At 48.8% G+C, this 15826-nt stretch carries 11 protein-coding genes and 2 pseudogenes; 6 read left to right on the top strand and 7 right to left on the bottom strand.

What is annotated here, in order from left to right; genetic code table 11:
• The first annotated feature begins 215 nt into the window (after positions 1–215).
• Complete coding sequence (locus tag DWZ16_RS07015) at positions 216–2135, top strand: hybrid sensor histidine kinase/response regulator (RefSeq protein WP_118522502.1); 1920 nt, start codon at positions 216–218, stop codon at positions 2133–2135.
• Between the two features lie 69 nt (positions 2136–2204).
• Here DWZ16_RS07015 and aroE read toward each other — a convergent pair whose 3' ends face one another.
• The 5 genes and pseudogenes from aroE to DWZ16_RS07040 form a co-directional block, all read right to left on the bottom strand.
• On the bottom strand, positions 2205–3074 hold the full coding sequence (aroE, locus tag DWZ16_RS07020) for a shikimate dehydrogenase (protein ID WP_117796709.1): 870 nt from the start codon (positions 3072–3074) through the stop codon (positions 2205–2207).
• 48 nt (positions 3075–3122) lie between these two features.
• Complete coding sequence (locus DWZ16_RS07025) at positions 3123–3902, bottom strand: shikimate kinase (RefSeq protein WP_118522530.1); 780 nt, start codon at positions 3900–3902, stop codon at positions 3123–3125.
• A 164-nt stretch (positions 3903–4066) separates the two neighbouring features.
• Positions 4067–4954, bottom strand: a complete 888-nt coding sequence (locus tag DWZ16_RS07030; protein ID WP_022358823.1) for a shikimate dehydrogenase — start codon at positions 4952–4954, stop codon at positions 4067–4069.
• 98 nt (positions 4955–5052) lie between these two features.
• Positions 5053–7072 (bottom strand): annotated as a pseudogene (locus tag DWZ16_RS16695) (FAD-dependent oxidoreductase).
• A gap of 72 nt (positions 7073–7144) precedes the next feature.
• Positions 7145–8101 carry a LysR family transcriptional regulator gene (locus DWZ16_RS07040; RefSeq protein ID WP_118492819.1) on the bottom strand — a complete coding sequence of 319 codons (957 nt, stop codon included), beginning with the start codon at positions 8099–8101 and terminating at the stop codon, positions 7145–7147.
• 458 nt (positions 8102–8559) lie between these two features.
• On the opposite strand from DWZ16_RS07040, the gene DWZ16_RS07045 reads away from it, so the two are divergent.
• From DWZ16_RS07045 to DWZ16_RS07070, 5 genes and pseudogenes are all read left to right on the top strand, one after another.
• Positions 8560–9774, top strand: a complete 1215-nt coding sequence (locus tag DWZ16_RS07045; protein ID WP_107001849.1) for an MFS transporter — start codon at positions 8560–8562, stop codon at positions 9772–9774.
• 31 nt (positions 9775–9805) lie between these two features.
• Positions 9806–10569: pseudogene (gene aroD / locus DWZ16_RS07050) on the top strand (type I 3-dehydroquinate dehydratase).
• Between the two features lie 335 nt (positions 10570–10904).
• Positions 10905–11525 carry a TRAP transporter small permease gene (locus DWZ16_RS07060; RefSeq protein ID WP_118492817.1) on the top strand — a complete coding sequence of 207 codons (621 nt, stop codon included), beginning with the start codon at positions 10905–10907 and terminating at the stop codon, positions 11523–11525.
• Complete coding sequence (locus tag DWZ16_RS07065) at positions 11525–12745, top strand: TRAP transporter large permease (protein ID WP_412694215.1); 1221 nt, start codon at positions 11525–11527, stop codon at positions 12743–12745. The genes DWZ16_RS07060 and DWZ16_RS07065 overlap by 1 nt, the downstream gene beginning before the upstream one ends.
• A 200-nt stretch (positions 12746–12945) precedes the next feature.
• The gene (locus tag DWZ16_RS07070; protein WP_118522531.1) at positions 12946–13992 is read left to right on the top strand and encodes a TRAP transporter substrate-binding protein; all 1047 of its coding nucleotides are present in this window, start codon (positions 12946–12948) and stop codon (positions 13990–13992) included.
• A 172-nt stretch (positions 13993–14164) separates the two neighbouring features.
• Here the strand turns inward: DWZ16_RS07070 and DWZ16_RS07075 are convergent, their stop codons facing one another.
• Both DWZ16_RS07075 and DWZ16_RS07080 read right to left on the bottom strand, forming a co-directional pair.
• Positions 14165–14755: a 50S ribosomal protein L25 gene (locus tag DWZ16_RS07075; RefSeq protein ID WP_118522503.1), complete on the bottom strand. Its 591-nt coding sequence runs from the start codon at positions 14753–14755 to the stop codon at positions 14165–14167.
• A gap of 234 nt (positions 14756–14989) precedes the next feature.
• Positions 14990–15805: a histidinol-phosphatase HisJ family protein gene (locus tag DWZ16_RS07080; RefSeq protein ID WP_118522504.1), complete on the bottom strand. Its 816-nt coding sequence runs from the start codon at positions 15803–15805 to the stop codon at positions 14990–14992.
• Positions 15806–15826: the final 21 nt, after the last annotated feature.

Genomic DNA, 15826 nt, shown 5'->3' on the forward strand with positions numbered 1-15826 from the left:
TTTTGTTCTAGCAGTAATATAACACTTGTTGTTAGCACTGTCAAGAGTAGAGTGCTAATTTTCTGTGAAGAATTTGTGAAAACTTTTTTTTTAAAATTTTCATGTAAGCATATCTTTCTTGCTGATTTACCTGTTTTATGTTACATTTATTATCAACAACTCGATCTGTTTTTTAACTATAAACCCTGCATTTACATGAAAGTTGAATCTAACTTATGAATCATCCATCCAACGAAAATATCCCATCAAGAAGCTTTTCTTATCATGCCTTTAACTTTACCTTTTTGCTTCTTCTGGCAGTATTTTTCATTTCCTTATACACCGTTGCACTGCTGAAAAGCAACAGCCGCATCACCCTGAGCGCCGCCGTAGAACGGAATATTTCCTGTTCGGACGCGGTTCACCGGGCGATATCGAGCCGGCTGACGCGGGCAGATTTTGAACAGATCAACACAAAATCCGATATGAGCTCCGCGCAGTATCGAAGCCTGCAGTCTTATTTAAATGAGCTTCGCAGCCTCAATTCGACGCGCTACTTATACACTGCCAAGCGTGGACCGGGCGGAAAACCTATCTACCTGATCGATGGCCTGGATCTGGAAGCACCTGATTTTGCTTATCCGGGCACCTACCTGGAAGAGGAAATGGTTCCGTATCTGGAAGCTGCCCTCTCCGGCAAAACGATCCACTCACAAAAGATCATTGATACCACATGGGGGCATATTTTTACCGCCTGCTATCCGGTCATTGCCTCCGACGGAACCAATGACATTCTCGGTGCCCTCTGTATCGAGATTGATATGGAAGACACTTACCGATCGATTGAGGCGATCAACCGTTCCTCCTTTGGAATCGCCGCTGCCGCGAGCATGATAGCACTTCTGCTAATTGTTATTTCCTATTTTTATACAAAGAAACAGAAGTCCAGAGAACTCACCCAGCAGCAGCTGCTGGAACAGACCGCAAAAGCAGCAGAGGCAGCCAACAAGGCGAAATCGACCTTCCTGTTCAATATGTCGCATGATATCCGGACACCGATGAATGCGATCCTCGGTTACGCAGAACTTGCCAGAAACCATCTGCAGGAACCGGAAAAAATCGGTGAATATATGGACAAGATCCATATTTCCGGTGAAAAGATGCTCTCTATCATCAACAATATTCTTCAGTTTTCACAGATTGAGAATAACCAGATACACATTGAAGAAACCTCCATCCAGACTGAGAAAAGTTTTGATTCCTGTATCGTCATGGTTCAGACTGCCCTGGAAGAAAAACAGCAGCATTTTCATGTGACTAAGGACATTTCGTACCCATATATCTACATTGACACGACGTATATGTCCGAAATTGTATTGAATATTTTGAGCAATGCGATCAAATATACCGCAAAGGGCGGGACGATCTCCTGTGCCCTCCGCCAGGAGCCTGGTGAAACGGACGGCTGGTGTATCACAGAAATCGCAATCACCGATACCGGCATCGGCATTTCCGAGGAATTCCAGTCGCATATTTTTGAATCATTTTCACGGGAGCGTTCTTCCACCGTCAGCGGCATTGAAGGCACCGGGCTTGGCATGGGAATCGTGAAAAATCTGGTGGATCTGATGCATGGAACGATCGAGGTAAAGAGCAAGCTCGGAGAAGGTTCAACGTTTACCGTCCGGATCCCATGCCGGATTTCCTCGCGGGAGGAAACAGAGCCTACCGCATTCGATGAAACAGCTGCCCAGACTCTATCCGGCTGCCGGATTCTTCTTGCGGAGGATAATGATCTGAACGCCGAAATTTCCATCGAACTTTTGACCCGCGAGGGGCTTTTGGTCGAACGGGCAAATGACGGGGTTGCCTGCCTGGAAATGCTGCAAAAAGCGCCGGAAGATTATTATGATTTGATTCTGATGGATATCCAGATGCCGATCATGGACGGCTACAAGGCAACGCGGGCGATCCGGCGGTTTTCGGATAAGAAGAAGGCTGGCATTCCGATCGTTGCGATGACAGCGAATGCATTTACAGAGGATAAAGAGCGGGCGCTGGAATCCGGAATGAATGATCATATGGCGAAGCCGATTGATATGAAGGTGCTGATGAGTGTGCTGGAGGAGCAGATTTGTGGGCATAAAGGTTTATAAATGATGAAAAACGGCACACCGCATTCTCATCACTAAGTAACGAGAATGCGGTGTGCCGTTCTTCAAATCCTATTTTGTAAAATATTTCTCTTTAATGATCTCCACCGGCATCTGCTGTCCTGTCCAGAGTTCAAAGGATGCAGCTCCCTGATAGAGAAGCATGTACATACCGTTGCTGGTCTTGCAGCCTGCCGCTCTTGCTTCGCGCAGTAAACGGGTCTCCTGAGGATTGTAGATGACATCGAATACGAACAGGTCTTTGTGGAACATCGTTGTATCAGTAATGATCGTGTTGTCTGTCTTCGGAGCCATGCCGACGGAAGTACCATTTACCAGAATCGCGCTGTCTGCGATGGACTGGCGCAGGATCTCCGGATCGGAGTAATCATGCAGGGTTACCTTGCACCCTGTGCGCTCGTTCAGTTTCTTTACAATCTCCTCGGCTCTCGGATAGAACGCGTCCTTGACGTTAAATACGTTAATTTCTGCCACGCCGTCTAAAGCTGCCTGTACAAGAATCGCGGTTGCGGCGCCGCCAGCACCTAAAAGCGTCATTTTCTTGCCAATGATGTCTACACCATTTTCTGCAACTGCACGCATAAATCCGACACCATCGGTCGTATAAGCAGTCAGAACACCGTCGTCGTTGACAATCGTATTGCAGGCGCCGGAAATCTCGGAAGCCGGTGAAACCTTGTCTGCCAGCTTGCACATGATATTTTTGCCCGGCATCGTGATATTCCAGCCGCGCGCGCCCATCGTCCGCAGTCCCTCAACCGCCTGCGGCATCTTCTCTTCCGGCACATCAAACGCCAGATATGTATAATCCAGACCCAACTGGCTGCACGCCTCGTTGTGCATCTCCGGCGAAACACTGTGTGCGACCGGGCTTCCCAGTAAACAAAGTAAACCTGTGTGTCCTGTGATATGATTCGACATCTTTTTTCCCCTTTCGTTTTCTCTGTCAGAACTTTCTGAGCAGTCACATTATTTAAACTTCTTCACCTGTGCAATGATCTCCTCGCAGATCTCATTCGCTGATTTTCCATCGGTCGCGATCACAATATCCGCTGCCGCTTCATACGCCGGTCTGCGCTTCTCCATCAGTTCGGAAACATATTCCACTGTCTTATTATTTTCCAGAAGCGGACGGTCATGGTTCTCTTTGACACGCTCCAGAATCGTCTCCGGCTTCGCGGTCAGAAGTATAACCTTGCCGCTCTTTCGCATCTCCTGTACATTGACCTCGCGCATCGCTACGCCGCCGCCGCAGGATACAATCTTGTTCTTCTCGCTTCCTACCTCTTTAAGCAGTTTTGTCTCCTCGTTGCGGAAATATGCCTCGCCGTGCAGATCGAAGATCTCGGAAATGCTCATGTTGTTCTTTTTCGCGATCATTTCATCCATTTCCACCACATCCATCGCAAAGGTATTCTGCAGTGCATTCGAAACGGTGCTCTTTCCGACTCCCATAAATCCGATCAGGAAAATATTGAATCCAAACAACTCATGGGACTGGATCCGTTTGCTCCGGTAGAGGACGCTGTCGTAAACTGCCATGATTGACTTTTTGTATTCATAATCATCCAGCTTCGCAAGCATCTTGCTCTTCTTGCGCTCTTCCTCCTCTGCCTGGTAAATCGGAAGTCCGTTTTTCTGTTTATAATTTGTAATCTCCTGGATAATCTGGCAGCGCATCCGCAGGGCGTCGATCAGAATCTCGTCGCACATGTCCAGATCATTTCGCAGCTTCTTTAATTCATCCATCTGTCTCATCCTTCTCCACTTGTATTCATTCAGATCACTTTTGCACTTTACATTGAAAGTGTGTTTTATTATTATACCCGAATCAGGATATGAACGCAAGTGCTAATGCGGAATAGCAGGTATAACTGTGGGGGATAGGTGTTGCTGTTCGAGCTATATTTTTATTAGATTCCCAGCTTCTCCTTCATGTAATCCACCGGTGTTGATTTTCCTGTATACAGTTCAATCGCGATCAGCGCCTGGAACAGCATCATGCTCATACCGTTGTATACACGGGTGCAGCCAGCTTCTTTGGCCTGCTTCATCATCACGGTCTCACGCGGTGCATATACCGTATCAGTTACGATCAGATCCTTGCGGAAATAGGACGGATCCGGGATATTGGACAGATCCTCCAGCGGGTGCATACCAACGCCGGTTGCATCACAGAAAATGTCTGCTTCGTGCATTTTCTCTTTTAAGAGTGCCAGATCGCCCAGGTCATGCATCTCGGCCTTGCAGTTAGAGTTCTTGTTGATGATGTCAACGATCTCCTCTCCGCGTGCATAGAACTTATCTTTGATATTGAAGATATGCAGCTCTGCAATGCCGTCCAGTGCGCCGCGTACTGCAATGGCGGTTGCTGCGCCGCCGGTACCGATGAGAACCATCTTCATTCCCTTGAAATCAATACCTTCTTCCTTGATTCCCTGCCAGTAGCCCATACCGTCGGTGTTGTAACCCTTCAGGTATCCGGTTACATTGCCGTCTTTGTCACGGGTGTTGACTACAGTGTTGATCGCGCCGCACAGCTTTGCAGCCTCGTCTACCTCATCCAGATATTTGTGAACGACGGTCTTGTTCGGCATGGAGATGTTGGAGCCCAGCATCTTCAGCGCACGGATACTCTCAACCGCTGCTTCCAGGGTATCGTTGTCTACCTCGAACGCAAGCTGGATAACATCGTCTCCATTTTTGTCATAGGCAAGGTTGTGGGTGGTCGGAGACTGTGTATGACGGATCGGGTAAGCCATTAATCCTACTAATTCGGTATGTCCTGTAATGTTTGGCATGATAATTTCCTCTTTTCTTCTCTATTTTTATAATCAAATAAAACGATATCATTCGTTCAGCGAACAGTCAGAATCTTTCAAATGCAATATTCAATTTCTTACTCCAACGGTGCCAGCTCTAAAAATCCTCTCGCTTCCAGCACGTTCAGAATCGCACGTCCTTCCATCGTTCCCTCCATGATACGGCGGGCGCGGACGGAATCTCCGATCGGGTAAATGAATGTATCTGTGTTGTCAAATGCCTCTTCGAGCTGTGCCAGAATCGGATTGTTGGCGCGCATTCCCAGGCAGTTGAAACCGAGGTCAAAGTTCAGATCCTCGATCGTACCATCCGGCAGCTTCACGGTAAATGCGTTCTCTTTGACTTCCTGCAGCGCAGTATTCACATACTCTTTCACATCGTATTTGTCGTGTGTCTCACGCATGGAACATTTCGTAATCGGATCTGCCATCATACCAATCTGCGGAAGCTATCCACGATGGTACACTTCGCGCCGCGCGGTGCGAAATACTCCACAACATCCAGACCAACGGAGCCGCCGCCGACTACAACCACTTTTTTGCCCTTGCAGAAATCATCCGGGTATTCTCCGGCTTTTACTTTCTGAATCATCTCGAAAATGGTATCGACATGACCGGCTGCGATGTTTTCCTTGAGTCCCTTGATCGGCGGAACGACTGGAACGGAACCGGTTGCGTTGACAATGATATCCGGCTTGAACTGTTTGATCTTGTCCACGGTTGCCTCGCAGTTCAGGAATACATACAGATTTTTCAGTCTCTTCGCACGTGCTTCCAGATATTTCGGGAAGTCTTTCATACGGTTCTTGCTTGGCAGGTCGGAGATAAAGGTGGAAAGTCCGCCTAATTTACCACTCTTTTCTAATAAGAATACGTTGCATCCAACCTCGGCTGCCGTGCAGGCTGCTTCCAGACCGGCTGTACCGCCGCCTACTACAACTACGTTGCAGTTTTTATTGACTTTCAGCTTCTTGTAGATATCGCCCTCCGGAACAGCCGGGTTGACGGTACAGCGGATCGGACGGTTGACGCCAATTCGGTTGCCCGCACAGCCAACGTTACAGGAGATACATTTACGGAGAATCTCTTCCTCGCCGTTCTGCACCTTGCTGACCCAGTTCGGCTCTGCAATGAGTCCGCGTCCCATGCCGACAATATCCACATCGCCGCTCTCCAATACTTTCTCAACGACCTCCGGATCGCGGTAGTTGCCCGCATTGATAACCGGTTTACCAAATTTATCCTTCACGCTCTTGCCATGTAGGAACGCCAGCCATCCGGCAGGAAGTTCGAGTCAATCTGATACTGTAAGGACGGGTTCAGACCGCAGGATACATCGTACATATCTACGTACTCATCCAGATATTCGAGGTATTCCAGTGCGTCTTCCAGCGTGTTGCCGCCCGGCACGCGCTCTTCCGCAGAGATACGGACGATGATCGGGAACCACGGACCTACATTTTTCCGCACCTCTTCCAGAACCATCTTCGGGAAACGGAGACGATTCTCGACGGATCCGCCGAATTCATCGGTTCTTTTGTTGTAATACGGGGAAATAAACTGACTCATCAGATAAGAATGACCACAGTGGATCTCAATCGCATCAAATCCGATCGCCTGTACACGTTTTGCCGCCTCGCCGTATTTTTTTACGGTCGTCAGGATCTCTTCCTTTGTCATCGGACGCGGAATCTCACCGCCTGCCTTGGTCGGGATATTGGAGGAAGACACCGTCTCCATACCGGTTCTGGCAGAGGATGCAGAAGCGCCCGCATGGTTGACCTGAATCGCTACCATCGCGCCATTCTTGTGAAGATTCTCGACTAACTGATAGTAACGCGGCATAAAGCTGTCGTGATCGATGCGGATCTGGCTTGTGCCATTGGAACCAACCGGATATTCGATATTGGCATTCTCCAGAATAATCAGACCAGTTCCTCCCTTGGCACGCAGGGAATAATAATTCATATGGCGGTTGCTCATCTCACCGCTCGTCTCGCCATAGTTAGTACCCATCGGCGTCATGGCAACACGGTTTTTGATCGTCATGCGCTTAATGGTAATCGGTTCAAAAATTTTCGGGTATTTGCTCTTCATGATGAAATTCTCCTTCTCCATTGCATGAGAGGCATCCCTGTGTTTGTGACACTTTTATCTTAACCGTTTTGCTTAAAAATTAACAATATCTTTCAAGTAAATTTTCAATACGTTTTTGCTATCGGTTTCCCGTTCCGCCTGCAGACCGTCCTGACGCGCCTGCTGTTTCATATATTCAATAAAGCGTTCCACCGCCGGAAGCCGGTAGCGTTCTTTCATCCAGAACATAAAAATCTGGTGATAAATGTCCAGATTTTCAATCGGGTGAATGCAGACTCCCTGAGAAAGCTCCAGAATGTCCGTGCGCGGCATCAGTGCGATGCCAAAACTCTCCCGCACCAGTGCGACGATCGAATATTCGTCCGGACACTCCACAATGATGTCCGGCTGGATGTTGTATTTCGCATAGAGCGCGCGGGTGCGCGTCCCCATCCAGGAGTCCTTATCGTATCCAATTACCGGATACCGGTTCAGCTCCGCAAATGGAATACTCTCCCGCTCTGCCAGCGGATGATCCTTCGGCGTGATGATGACAAGCTTCTGGTTCGCCACCGGGAAAAATTCCATGTCATCCTTTTCCAGACAGCCGCCAAAGCCTACATCTAATTCACCCGTTTTTACCTTTTTTGCAATCGCCGGTGTGTGATTCTGCCAGAAATTAAACACAACCTTTTGATTTTCCGGCTGTTCTAAAAAGAGCTTGACCCGGTGCGGGATATAGTGACCGGCCAGCGGAAACACGTAACCGATGTCGATCTTTCCCCCATTCATCGAAATTTCCCGCATTTTCCCGACCGCGATGTGGCAGTCTGTGAGAATCCGGTCCGCGTACTCCAAAAACATCCTCCCCGCCTTCGTCAGGGTCACCCCGCGTCCTTCTTTTTCAAAGAGCGTCACGCCCAGCTCATTTTCCAGTGATGCCATTGACCGGCTCAGGGATGGCTGTGATATATATAATTCCTCCGCCGCCTGATGATAATTTTCCAGATTCGCTATCTTCTGAAAATATAAAATCTGATTCAATGTCATTCCTAACGTCCCCCATCTTTATGTATCCTAGTATTAACTCTTCGCAATATCAACCGTAAATGCATCGCACCAAACGTTCATAATCGTTACTGTTCACGCATACGTGCCCAGTAACGGAATTTGCCGTGGCTTCGCATTTAAATACGGCAAATTCCTGCTGCCACCACGTTTTCTTACGGCACTTTCGGTTCCAAAAGTGCCTACCCGTGAACAGTAACCCATAATCATATTTATAACACATTAATGCTTAAAATGCATTGTTTTTTTGCTATAAAAGTATTAGACTTCGGCTATAATAATTATTAGAATAAAGGCATCAAACGTGTTATTTTTCTAACACTAAAACAGAACTTTTTATATCGGCATCTCCTTTGTGTTTGTGACAGAACATCAGCCATCATCCGCCCGGTTTCCGAAACGGCAGCACGACAGGCGGATCTTGAATTAAGGAGAAAATCATGAACAAGAAATATCTGCCAAGTGCACTTATCATGTACTTAAACTACTTTATCCATGGCGTCGGCTGTTCGATTCTCGGACAGGCAGTCATCAAGGAAGCGCTTGCCGCAGCCTGGGGCGTTGAGGCAATGGCGATCACCGCGATTTCCGCTGCTTTAGGACTCGGACGTCTGATTGCACTTCCATTTGCCGGACCACTTTCCGACAAACTGGGACGCCGCATCTCAACCGCGATCGGCAGCGCCTCCTACGCGGTTTACCTGATTGGACTTGCTTTCGCTTTCAGCGCCGGACAAAACGGCGGCTATCAAATCGCTTATGTATGTGCAATCATCGGAGGTATCTCCAATTCGTTCCTTGATACCGGTATCTATCCGGCGGTTGCCGAGATTATCAGCAGCGCTCCGGGTGTCGCTACCATGGGAATCAAATTTTTCATTGCGATCGCGCAGATGCTTCTGCCGTTCGTACTCGGTGTTGCTGTGACAACCACCGCCACCGGCATGGTATCTTACAATCCGTTATTTATCGGATGCGGTATTATTTACGCTGTTTTATTTGTACTTATTTTCCTGTTCCCGCTGCCAGATTCTGAGCAGAAGGCAGAGGGCAAATCCGAGGGACTCATCGCCAGCTTAAAACACACAAATTTTTCGTTTGAGTCCATCGCCATGATCGTGATTGGTTTCACCTGCACCGGTACCTTCCAGCTATGGTTAAACTGCGCGCAGAACTTCGCAAAAGAAAATGCAGGCTGGGCGAACCCGTCCATCATGCAGACCTACTATTCAGCAGGTACCCTGATGGCGCTCGTTGTCACCTCCCTGCTGACCCGTAAAATCAAGGATGTACGTTTCATCCTCGTTTACCCGGTTATCTGCCTCGTTACTTTGGTTGCCGTACTCATCGGTCACAGCCAGACCCTTATGATTGCAGGCGCTTTCATCATCGGCTGGGCAGGCGCGGGCGGTCTGTTACAGATTGTAACCTCCGTCTGCAACATGCTGTTCCCGAAGATCAAGGGAACCGTAACCGCACTGGTTATGATTGCTTCTTCCTTATGTAATTACACAATTTTGACTGCCGCTTCCAAAATGGCACCATCCCATGTTATGATAATGAATATCGTACTGACTGCCATCGGCGTTCTCTTAGGACTCTTTGTCAATGCCCGCTACGCGAAAATGGTGTCTCTGGCAGAAAGCGACGAATAAATATTTATTGATAAAATGAAAGGATTCTCTGATTATGAATACTATCAAAGTTAGAAATATCGAAATCGGCTCCGGCACACCGAAGATCATCGTTCCGATCGTAGGCGTTACCAAACAGGAAATCATCGACGAGGCCAAAACGTTTGATTCTATTCCGGTTGATGTGGTAGAATGGCGTGTAGACTGGTTCGAAGATGTCTTTGATTTTGAGAAGGTAGAAGACGTCTTAAAGGAACTGCGTGCCGTTCTCGGCGAGACTCCGATTCTGATGACCTTCCGTACCTCCAAAGAGGGCGGCGAGAAATCCATCGAGCCGGAGGATTACGCAAAGCTGAACATCAAGCAGCTCAGACCGGCTATGTCGATTTCATTGACGTAGAGATCTTTACCGGCGACGCGATTGTAACCAAGATCATCGACGGCGCACATGCGGCTGGCGTGAAAGTCATCGCTTCCAACCACGACTTCCACAAGACGCCGGAGAAATCCGACATCATCTACCGCCTGCGTAAGATGCAGGATATGAATGCAGATATCCCGAAGATCGCAGTTATGCCGCAGAACAAGAAAGATGTTTTAACACTTCTCTCTGCCACTGAGGAAATGACTTCCCTCTATGCGGACCGTCCAATCATTACCATGTCGATGGCTGGCACCGGCGTTATCAGCCGTCTCTGCGGCGAGGTATTTGGTTCTTCCATGACCTTCGGCGCTGCCAAGAAAGCATCCGCACCGGGTCAGATGGGCGTAAAGGATCTGGAGACTGTACTGGGACTGCTTCACAGTGCGATGTAATATCTGGCTTATCCGGTTATTCGGTTACTGTTCACGCTAACGTGCCCAGTAACTGAATTTGCCGTGGCTTCGCATTTAAATACGGCAAATTCCAGCTGCCACTACGCTATCTTACGGCACTTTCGGTTCCAAAAGTGCCTATATTATACTTTTAGCCACCTATTTTTTTACTCCCGGAAATCCCTGTACCTGCGGGTACGGAGGGATTCTCCGCGAGACACTCAAGACCTGCTACCTCCATCGCAGGTCTATTATTGTTATCAAGCGGCACATCCGTTTTCAAACGTGCCTGCATAAACAGCAACCTATTATCCGTATTTACAAGGGGATTATTCATGAAAAAAACACTTCACTGGCTGGATGAAAACCTGGAAGAATTTCTGCTGGTTGTCATGCTGGCTGCGATGACACTCATTATGGGAATCCAGATATTTTCCCGCTACGCGCTTGGGCAGTCTCTGTCCTGGTCCGAGGAGGTTACCCGTTTTCTCTTTATCTGGAGCGGTTTTTTAAGCGTCAGCTATTGCAGCAAAAAGTGCCTGTCTATCAAGATCGAACAGTTCGTCGCTGCCTTTCCACGCAGAGGTAAGGCTCTTTTTAAGGTTGTCAACCACACCTTTGAGCTGATTTTTTTCCTCTATATGATCCCATTTGCATACTCTTACATGATGTCCGCCATTCACAGCGGACAGTTATCCCCCGCCTGCGGGATTCCGATGTACTATATTCAGGCAGCGCCGTTTGTTTCCTTTCTTCTGGTAACATTCCGCATTCTGCAGCGCTGGATCATCGAATTTAAGGTTGCCCGCGGCGAAGATGTCTACGATCCGGCCCACCCAGAGCGCAATACACCGGAATCCTTTATCCATGCAAATGCAGATATACCGGAAACGGAATCCAATGAAATCGAATCGCTCATCGAGGCAAACACACCATCTGGAAAGGAGGAACACTGATGCCTGCTGCTCTCTTATTTGTTATCTTTGTCGTGCTGCTTGTCATCGCAATCCCGGTATCGATCACGCTCGGTATCGCCTCGGTTCTCCCTTCCGTTTTTGACCCGTCCTTCACGGTCGGCGCTAAGTATCTGATCCGCGCCATGTTCGGCGGACTGGATTCTTTTCCCCTGCTCGCCGTGCCGATGTTCGTCTTATCCGGCATCATCATGGCAAAAGGCGGTATTTCCAAGAAGCTGTTTGACGTATTCGCCTTCTTTCTTGGCAATTTTACCGCCGGTATGCCATGCGCGGTCATCGTGACCTGCCTCTTCTACGGCGCTATCTCCGGCTCTGCCCCGGCAACCGTCGCAGCCGTCGGAAGCATGACGATCCCGATTTTAAGCGCCCTCGGCTATGACCGGACTTTCTCTACCGCGATCGTGGCAGTCGCAGGCGGTCTGGGCGTTATCATTCCGCCGAGTATCCCGTTTATCATGTATGGCATGGCGTCCGGTGCCTCTGTCAGCAGTCTGTTCTTAGCCGGCGTCATTCCGGGTCTGATGATTGGTCTGCTCCTGATGCTGTATGCCATCTATCACTGCCGACGTTACGGTGAAGATAGAGAAAAAATCCACGCTGAAATCCATCTGCTGCACGAAAAAGGACTGTTCCGGGTGCTGCGCGAAAGCTTTTTCGCTCTCTTAAGCCCGGTCATCATCCTTGGCTGTATCTACAGCGGCATCGCCTCCCCCACGGAAGCAGCAGTTATCTCCGTTTTCTATGCCTTGTTTGTCAGCCTGTTCCTCTACCGGACCATGAAATTTCGGGATATCCCGCCGATTTTTGTGGAAGCGATCCGCACATTCACACCGATCCTCTTTATTCTGGCAGCTTCCACGGCATTTTCCAGAGTCCTGACCCTGATGCAGGTGCCGCAGGCGGTCAGCAGCTTTATCCTGGAACATTTCAACAGCCCGGTCATGATCCTGCTTGTCATCAACCTGTTCCTGCTTATCGTGGGAATGGTCATGGATACAACCCCGGCGATCCTGATTCTGACCCCGATCCTGCTCCCGATCGTGACAGCGATCAACATGGATCCGGTCCAGTTCGGTGTGATCATGGTTGTCAATCTGGCAATCGGCTTCGTAACCCCGCCGATCGGCGTCAACCTCTTTGTCGCCAGCTCCCTGACCGACGTCCCGATCATGCGATCGCCAAAAAAGCGATGCCGATGATTGGATTGTTCCTGTTGGCGCTGCTGCTGATTACGTTTATACCGACTTTGTCGCTGGGATTGTTATAATGCTGAATGGACGCTTGGAAATGTTGAAGTTCTGAAAGATTTCATATAACGACTTGCTTCACGCTTTCAGGCTGTGAATGGAATATTTCACATATGAAATGGATGTTTTTAAATTTGAAAGGATCTCCCATTATGATTTATATTTCAAACCTAGTGTCCCGCCGATGCCGGACTTCTTCCCGATTCGCTGCGGCGCTCATTTCTTCCTCGGTTCTTTTATTCGGTGCCTCGCTCGCGCTGAGCGGCTGCGCCTCCAGCCAGGAAGAACAGCGCTATTCCTGGCCACTGGCGACCGCCAGCCCGGAGGACACGGTAACGCAGCTGTTTGCCGAAAAATTTGCGGAGGAAGTACATGACTTAAGCAACGGCGCAATGCGGATTCAGGTTTACGCCAACTCCACACTCGGCGGTGACCGCGACCTGCTCGAAACGTGCGCGGACGGCGATATCCCGTTTGTCGTGCAGAACACCGCCCCTCAGGTTTCTTTCATGAAGGATCTCGCCGTTTTTGACCTTCCATGCGTCTTTGATTCGCTGGATGACTGCCGCAAAAAGCTGGATGATCCGGATTTTTACAATCTCATCAGCCAGGTGTACACCGACGGCGGTTACCACCTGCTCGGCATGGCAGATCAAGGATTCCGCATCATGAGCACAAATAAACCAGTTTACTCCCTGGCAGATTTCAAAGGGCAGAAAATCCGTACCATGGAAAACAGCTATCATCTCGCATTCTGGAAAGCAATCGGCGCCAATCCGACGCCAATGACCTTCAGCGAGGTGTATATCGGTCTCCAGCAGCACACGATCGACGCGCAGGAGAACCCGTATGAGGTCATCGTCTCCAACCGTCTCTACGAACAGCAGGATTATGTGGTCGAGACGAACCACCTGCCGCATCTGATCTCCCTGATTGTCAATGACGATTTCTTCCAGAACCTGACTCCAGAAGAACAGGAAATCATGACGCAGGCAGCCAAAACCGCGACCGAGTATGCCAGAGAACAGTCCGACGCGCGCATCTCCAACCGTATCGCTACGATCGAAGCGAGCGGCACCGCGATTTTAACTCTCTCGGATGAAACGCGCGATGCCATCCGGGAGGCGGCTGGAAGCGTATATGAGAATATCCGCGAGAATATTGATCCGGAAATTTATGACGCATATATGGAGCGATAACCTCATCCTCTTTTACCGTCTGCAAAAAAAGTTCATACAAAATTCAAAAGCGGATATACCGACCATCTGGTCAGTACATCCGCCTTTTCTCATGTTTCAATCATTCCGCGAAACTTTTTATCTGCCTTGCGGACAGCATCCCGTTTCGCTTCATCCTAGCACTGCGCTTCAATTATTTAGCTTCTTCTGCGTCAGCCTCTTCATCGGTCTCCGGTACATTGTTGTGAACCGCTGTGACGGTAGCAACTACTGCCTCCAGATCGGTCAGAATATCAACGTCTTTATCTTTTGCGATCGAAAGGTCTTTGACACGAATTGTATCACCAATCTCCATCTCACCAACATCAACTTTGACTTTCTCAACCAGTGCAGCCGGTAATGCGCGGTACGATACTTCTTTCAGTACCTCCTGCAGAACGCCAGCTTCTACCTTGTCGTGGTTCTCGAAGATAATCTCTGCAACGGAATGAACCTTCTCATTGCTTACCAGCGCCTGGAAATCTATCTCTACAACCTGATTTGCCATTGCATCATAGTCAACTTCCTTGATCAGGACATCGTAGACTTCGCCTTCTACATCCAGCATAATCTGTCCGCCCTTGGTCTCGGTCTTCAGCAGACGATCCACGTCTTTCTTTTCCATCTTAACAGGAATGGAGCCCTGAATCTTCTTGCCAAATACGTTGCCTGTTACATAGCCTTCTCTTCTGAGTCTCTTTGCCTTAACATCCATGCTTCTTTTTTCAGCTTTTAAAGTAGTCATTTGTCTTTTCCTCCAAAAATCTGATCTGCGCCTTCCGCACGCCTGTGTGGAAAACACATTGTGCTTAGCAGCCCTCAGCCATGGGGTTTTGTTAAGTATCTATCTCCTTGCTACGGCTCATATTATAGCAGGGTTCTCTGAAAACGATTCACTAAAAATAAAAATATTTCGGCTTTATTTTCAGCATTTTTAAGGTTGAAATTTAGAATTTGTATATTTTTCTTTCTATCTTTTTTATACAAGAAGTATCTCCCTAAATCCGCCACCCAGTTTCAGGGCACACACACTTTTAAATCCACACACCACCGCCAGCTCCTGCGCCTGCTTAAACCCATATCCGATCGTGTCGGCACTGTGGCTGTCGGAGTTGATGAGGATACGTCCGCCGCAGGCACACAGCTCTTTTAACAGGGCTGCGGACGGGTACGGCGCACTCCGGTAGCCGCGGGACATGGCGCCTGTGTTGATCTCAAACGGAATCCCCAGAGCCGCCAGTTTGTGCATCGCCGTGATCGCCGGTTCCAGATAGGCGTCTTTCGTCTCGTCAAAATGTTTATATCCCTCGTTAAATTTTGTCAACAGGTCAAAATGTCCGATGAAATCGCATTTTGTCCGGTCATAAATCTGCGCCTCTGCCTCGAAATACTCCCGTGCAAACGCGTACCAGTCACCATGCCACAGCGTCTCGACTGCTTTTACCAGTTTCTCTTCCGTATCATCCACACAAACATACTCGCCATCCTTGATGAGCGCATGGGTCGAGCCGATCGCGTACTCTGCTTTCTGCACCGGTCCCAGTCCATCCAGCTCGATCCCGATATAGAGATTCATCTTTCCCCGGTATTCCTCCTGGAGTTCTTGAAGTTCTTCGGTATACTGGCGAAGCTTCTCGTCGTCCATCCCGAATCCCGGCTCAAACATCGAAAAATCAGCATGTCCTGAAACGCCCAAATCGGTCATTCCCATCCGGTATGCCGCCTCCACCATCTCCCGCGGCGTACTCTTTCCGTCGCAGAACGTGGTGTGGGTGTGAAAATCCGTATGAAGCATCGGTAATCTCCTTTCTTATTT

The sequence above is a fragment of the Clostridium sp. AF29-8BH genome, from assembly GCF_003478145.1.
In the GTDB taxonomy this organism is placed as follows: domain Bacteria; phylum Bacillota; class Clostridia; order Lachnospirales; family Lachnospiraceae; genus Otoolea; species Otoolea fessa.

Excerpts from the sequence above, each read along its gene's own strand:
- DWZ16_RS07015 (WP_118522502.1), top strand. The coding sequence starts at position 216 with ATGAATCATCCATCCAACGAAAATATCCCATCAAGAAGCTTTTCTTAT.
- aroE (WP_117796709.1), bottom strand. The coding sequence starts at position 3,074 with ATGTCGAATCATATCACAGGACACACAGGTTTACTTTGTTTACTGGGA.
- DWZ16_RS07025 (WP_118522530.1), bottom strand. The coding sequence starts at position 3,902 with ATGGATGAATTAAAGAAGCTGCGAAATGATCTGGACATGTGCGACGAG.
- DWZ16_RS07030 (WP_022358823.1), bottom strand. The coding sequence starts at position 4,954 with ATGCCAAACATTACAGGACATACCGAATTAGTAGGATTAATGGCTTAC.
- DWZ16_RS07040 (WP_118492819.1), bottom strand. The coding sequence starts at position 8,101 with ATGACATTGAATCAGATTTTATATTTTCAGAAGATAGCGAATCTGGAA.
- DWZ16_RS07045 (WP_107001849.1), top strand. The coding sequence starts at position 8,560 with ATGAACAAGAAATATCTGCCAAGTGCACTTATCATGTACTTAAACTAC.
- DWZ16_RS07060 (WP_118492817.1), top strand. The coding sequence starts at position 10,905 with ATGAAAAAAACACTTCACTGGCTGGATGAAAACCTGGAAGAATTTCTG.
- DWZ16_RS07065 (WP_412694215.1), top strand. The coding sequence starts at position 11,525 with ATGCCTGCTGCTCTCTTATTTGTTATCTTTGTCGTGCTGCTTGTCATC.
- DWZ16_RS07070 (WP_118522531.1), top strand. The coding sequence starts at position 12,946 with ATGATTTATATTTCAAACCTAGTGTCCCGCCGATGCCGGACTTCTTCC.
- DWZ16_RS07075 (WP_118522503.1), bottom strand. The coding sequence starts at position 14,755 with ATGACTACTTTAAAAGCTGAAAAAAGAAGCATGGATGTTAAGGCAAAG.
- DWZ16_RS07080 (WP_118522504.1), bottom strand. The coding sequence starts at position 15,805 with ATGCTTCATACGGATTTTCACACCCACACCACGTTCTGCGACGGAAAG.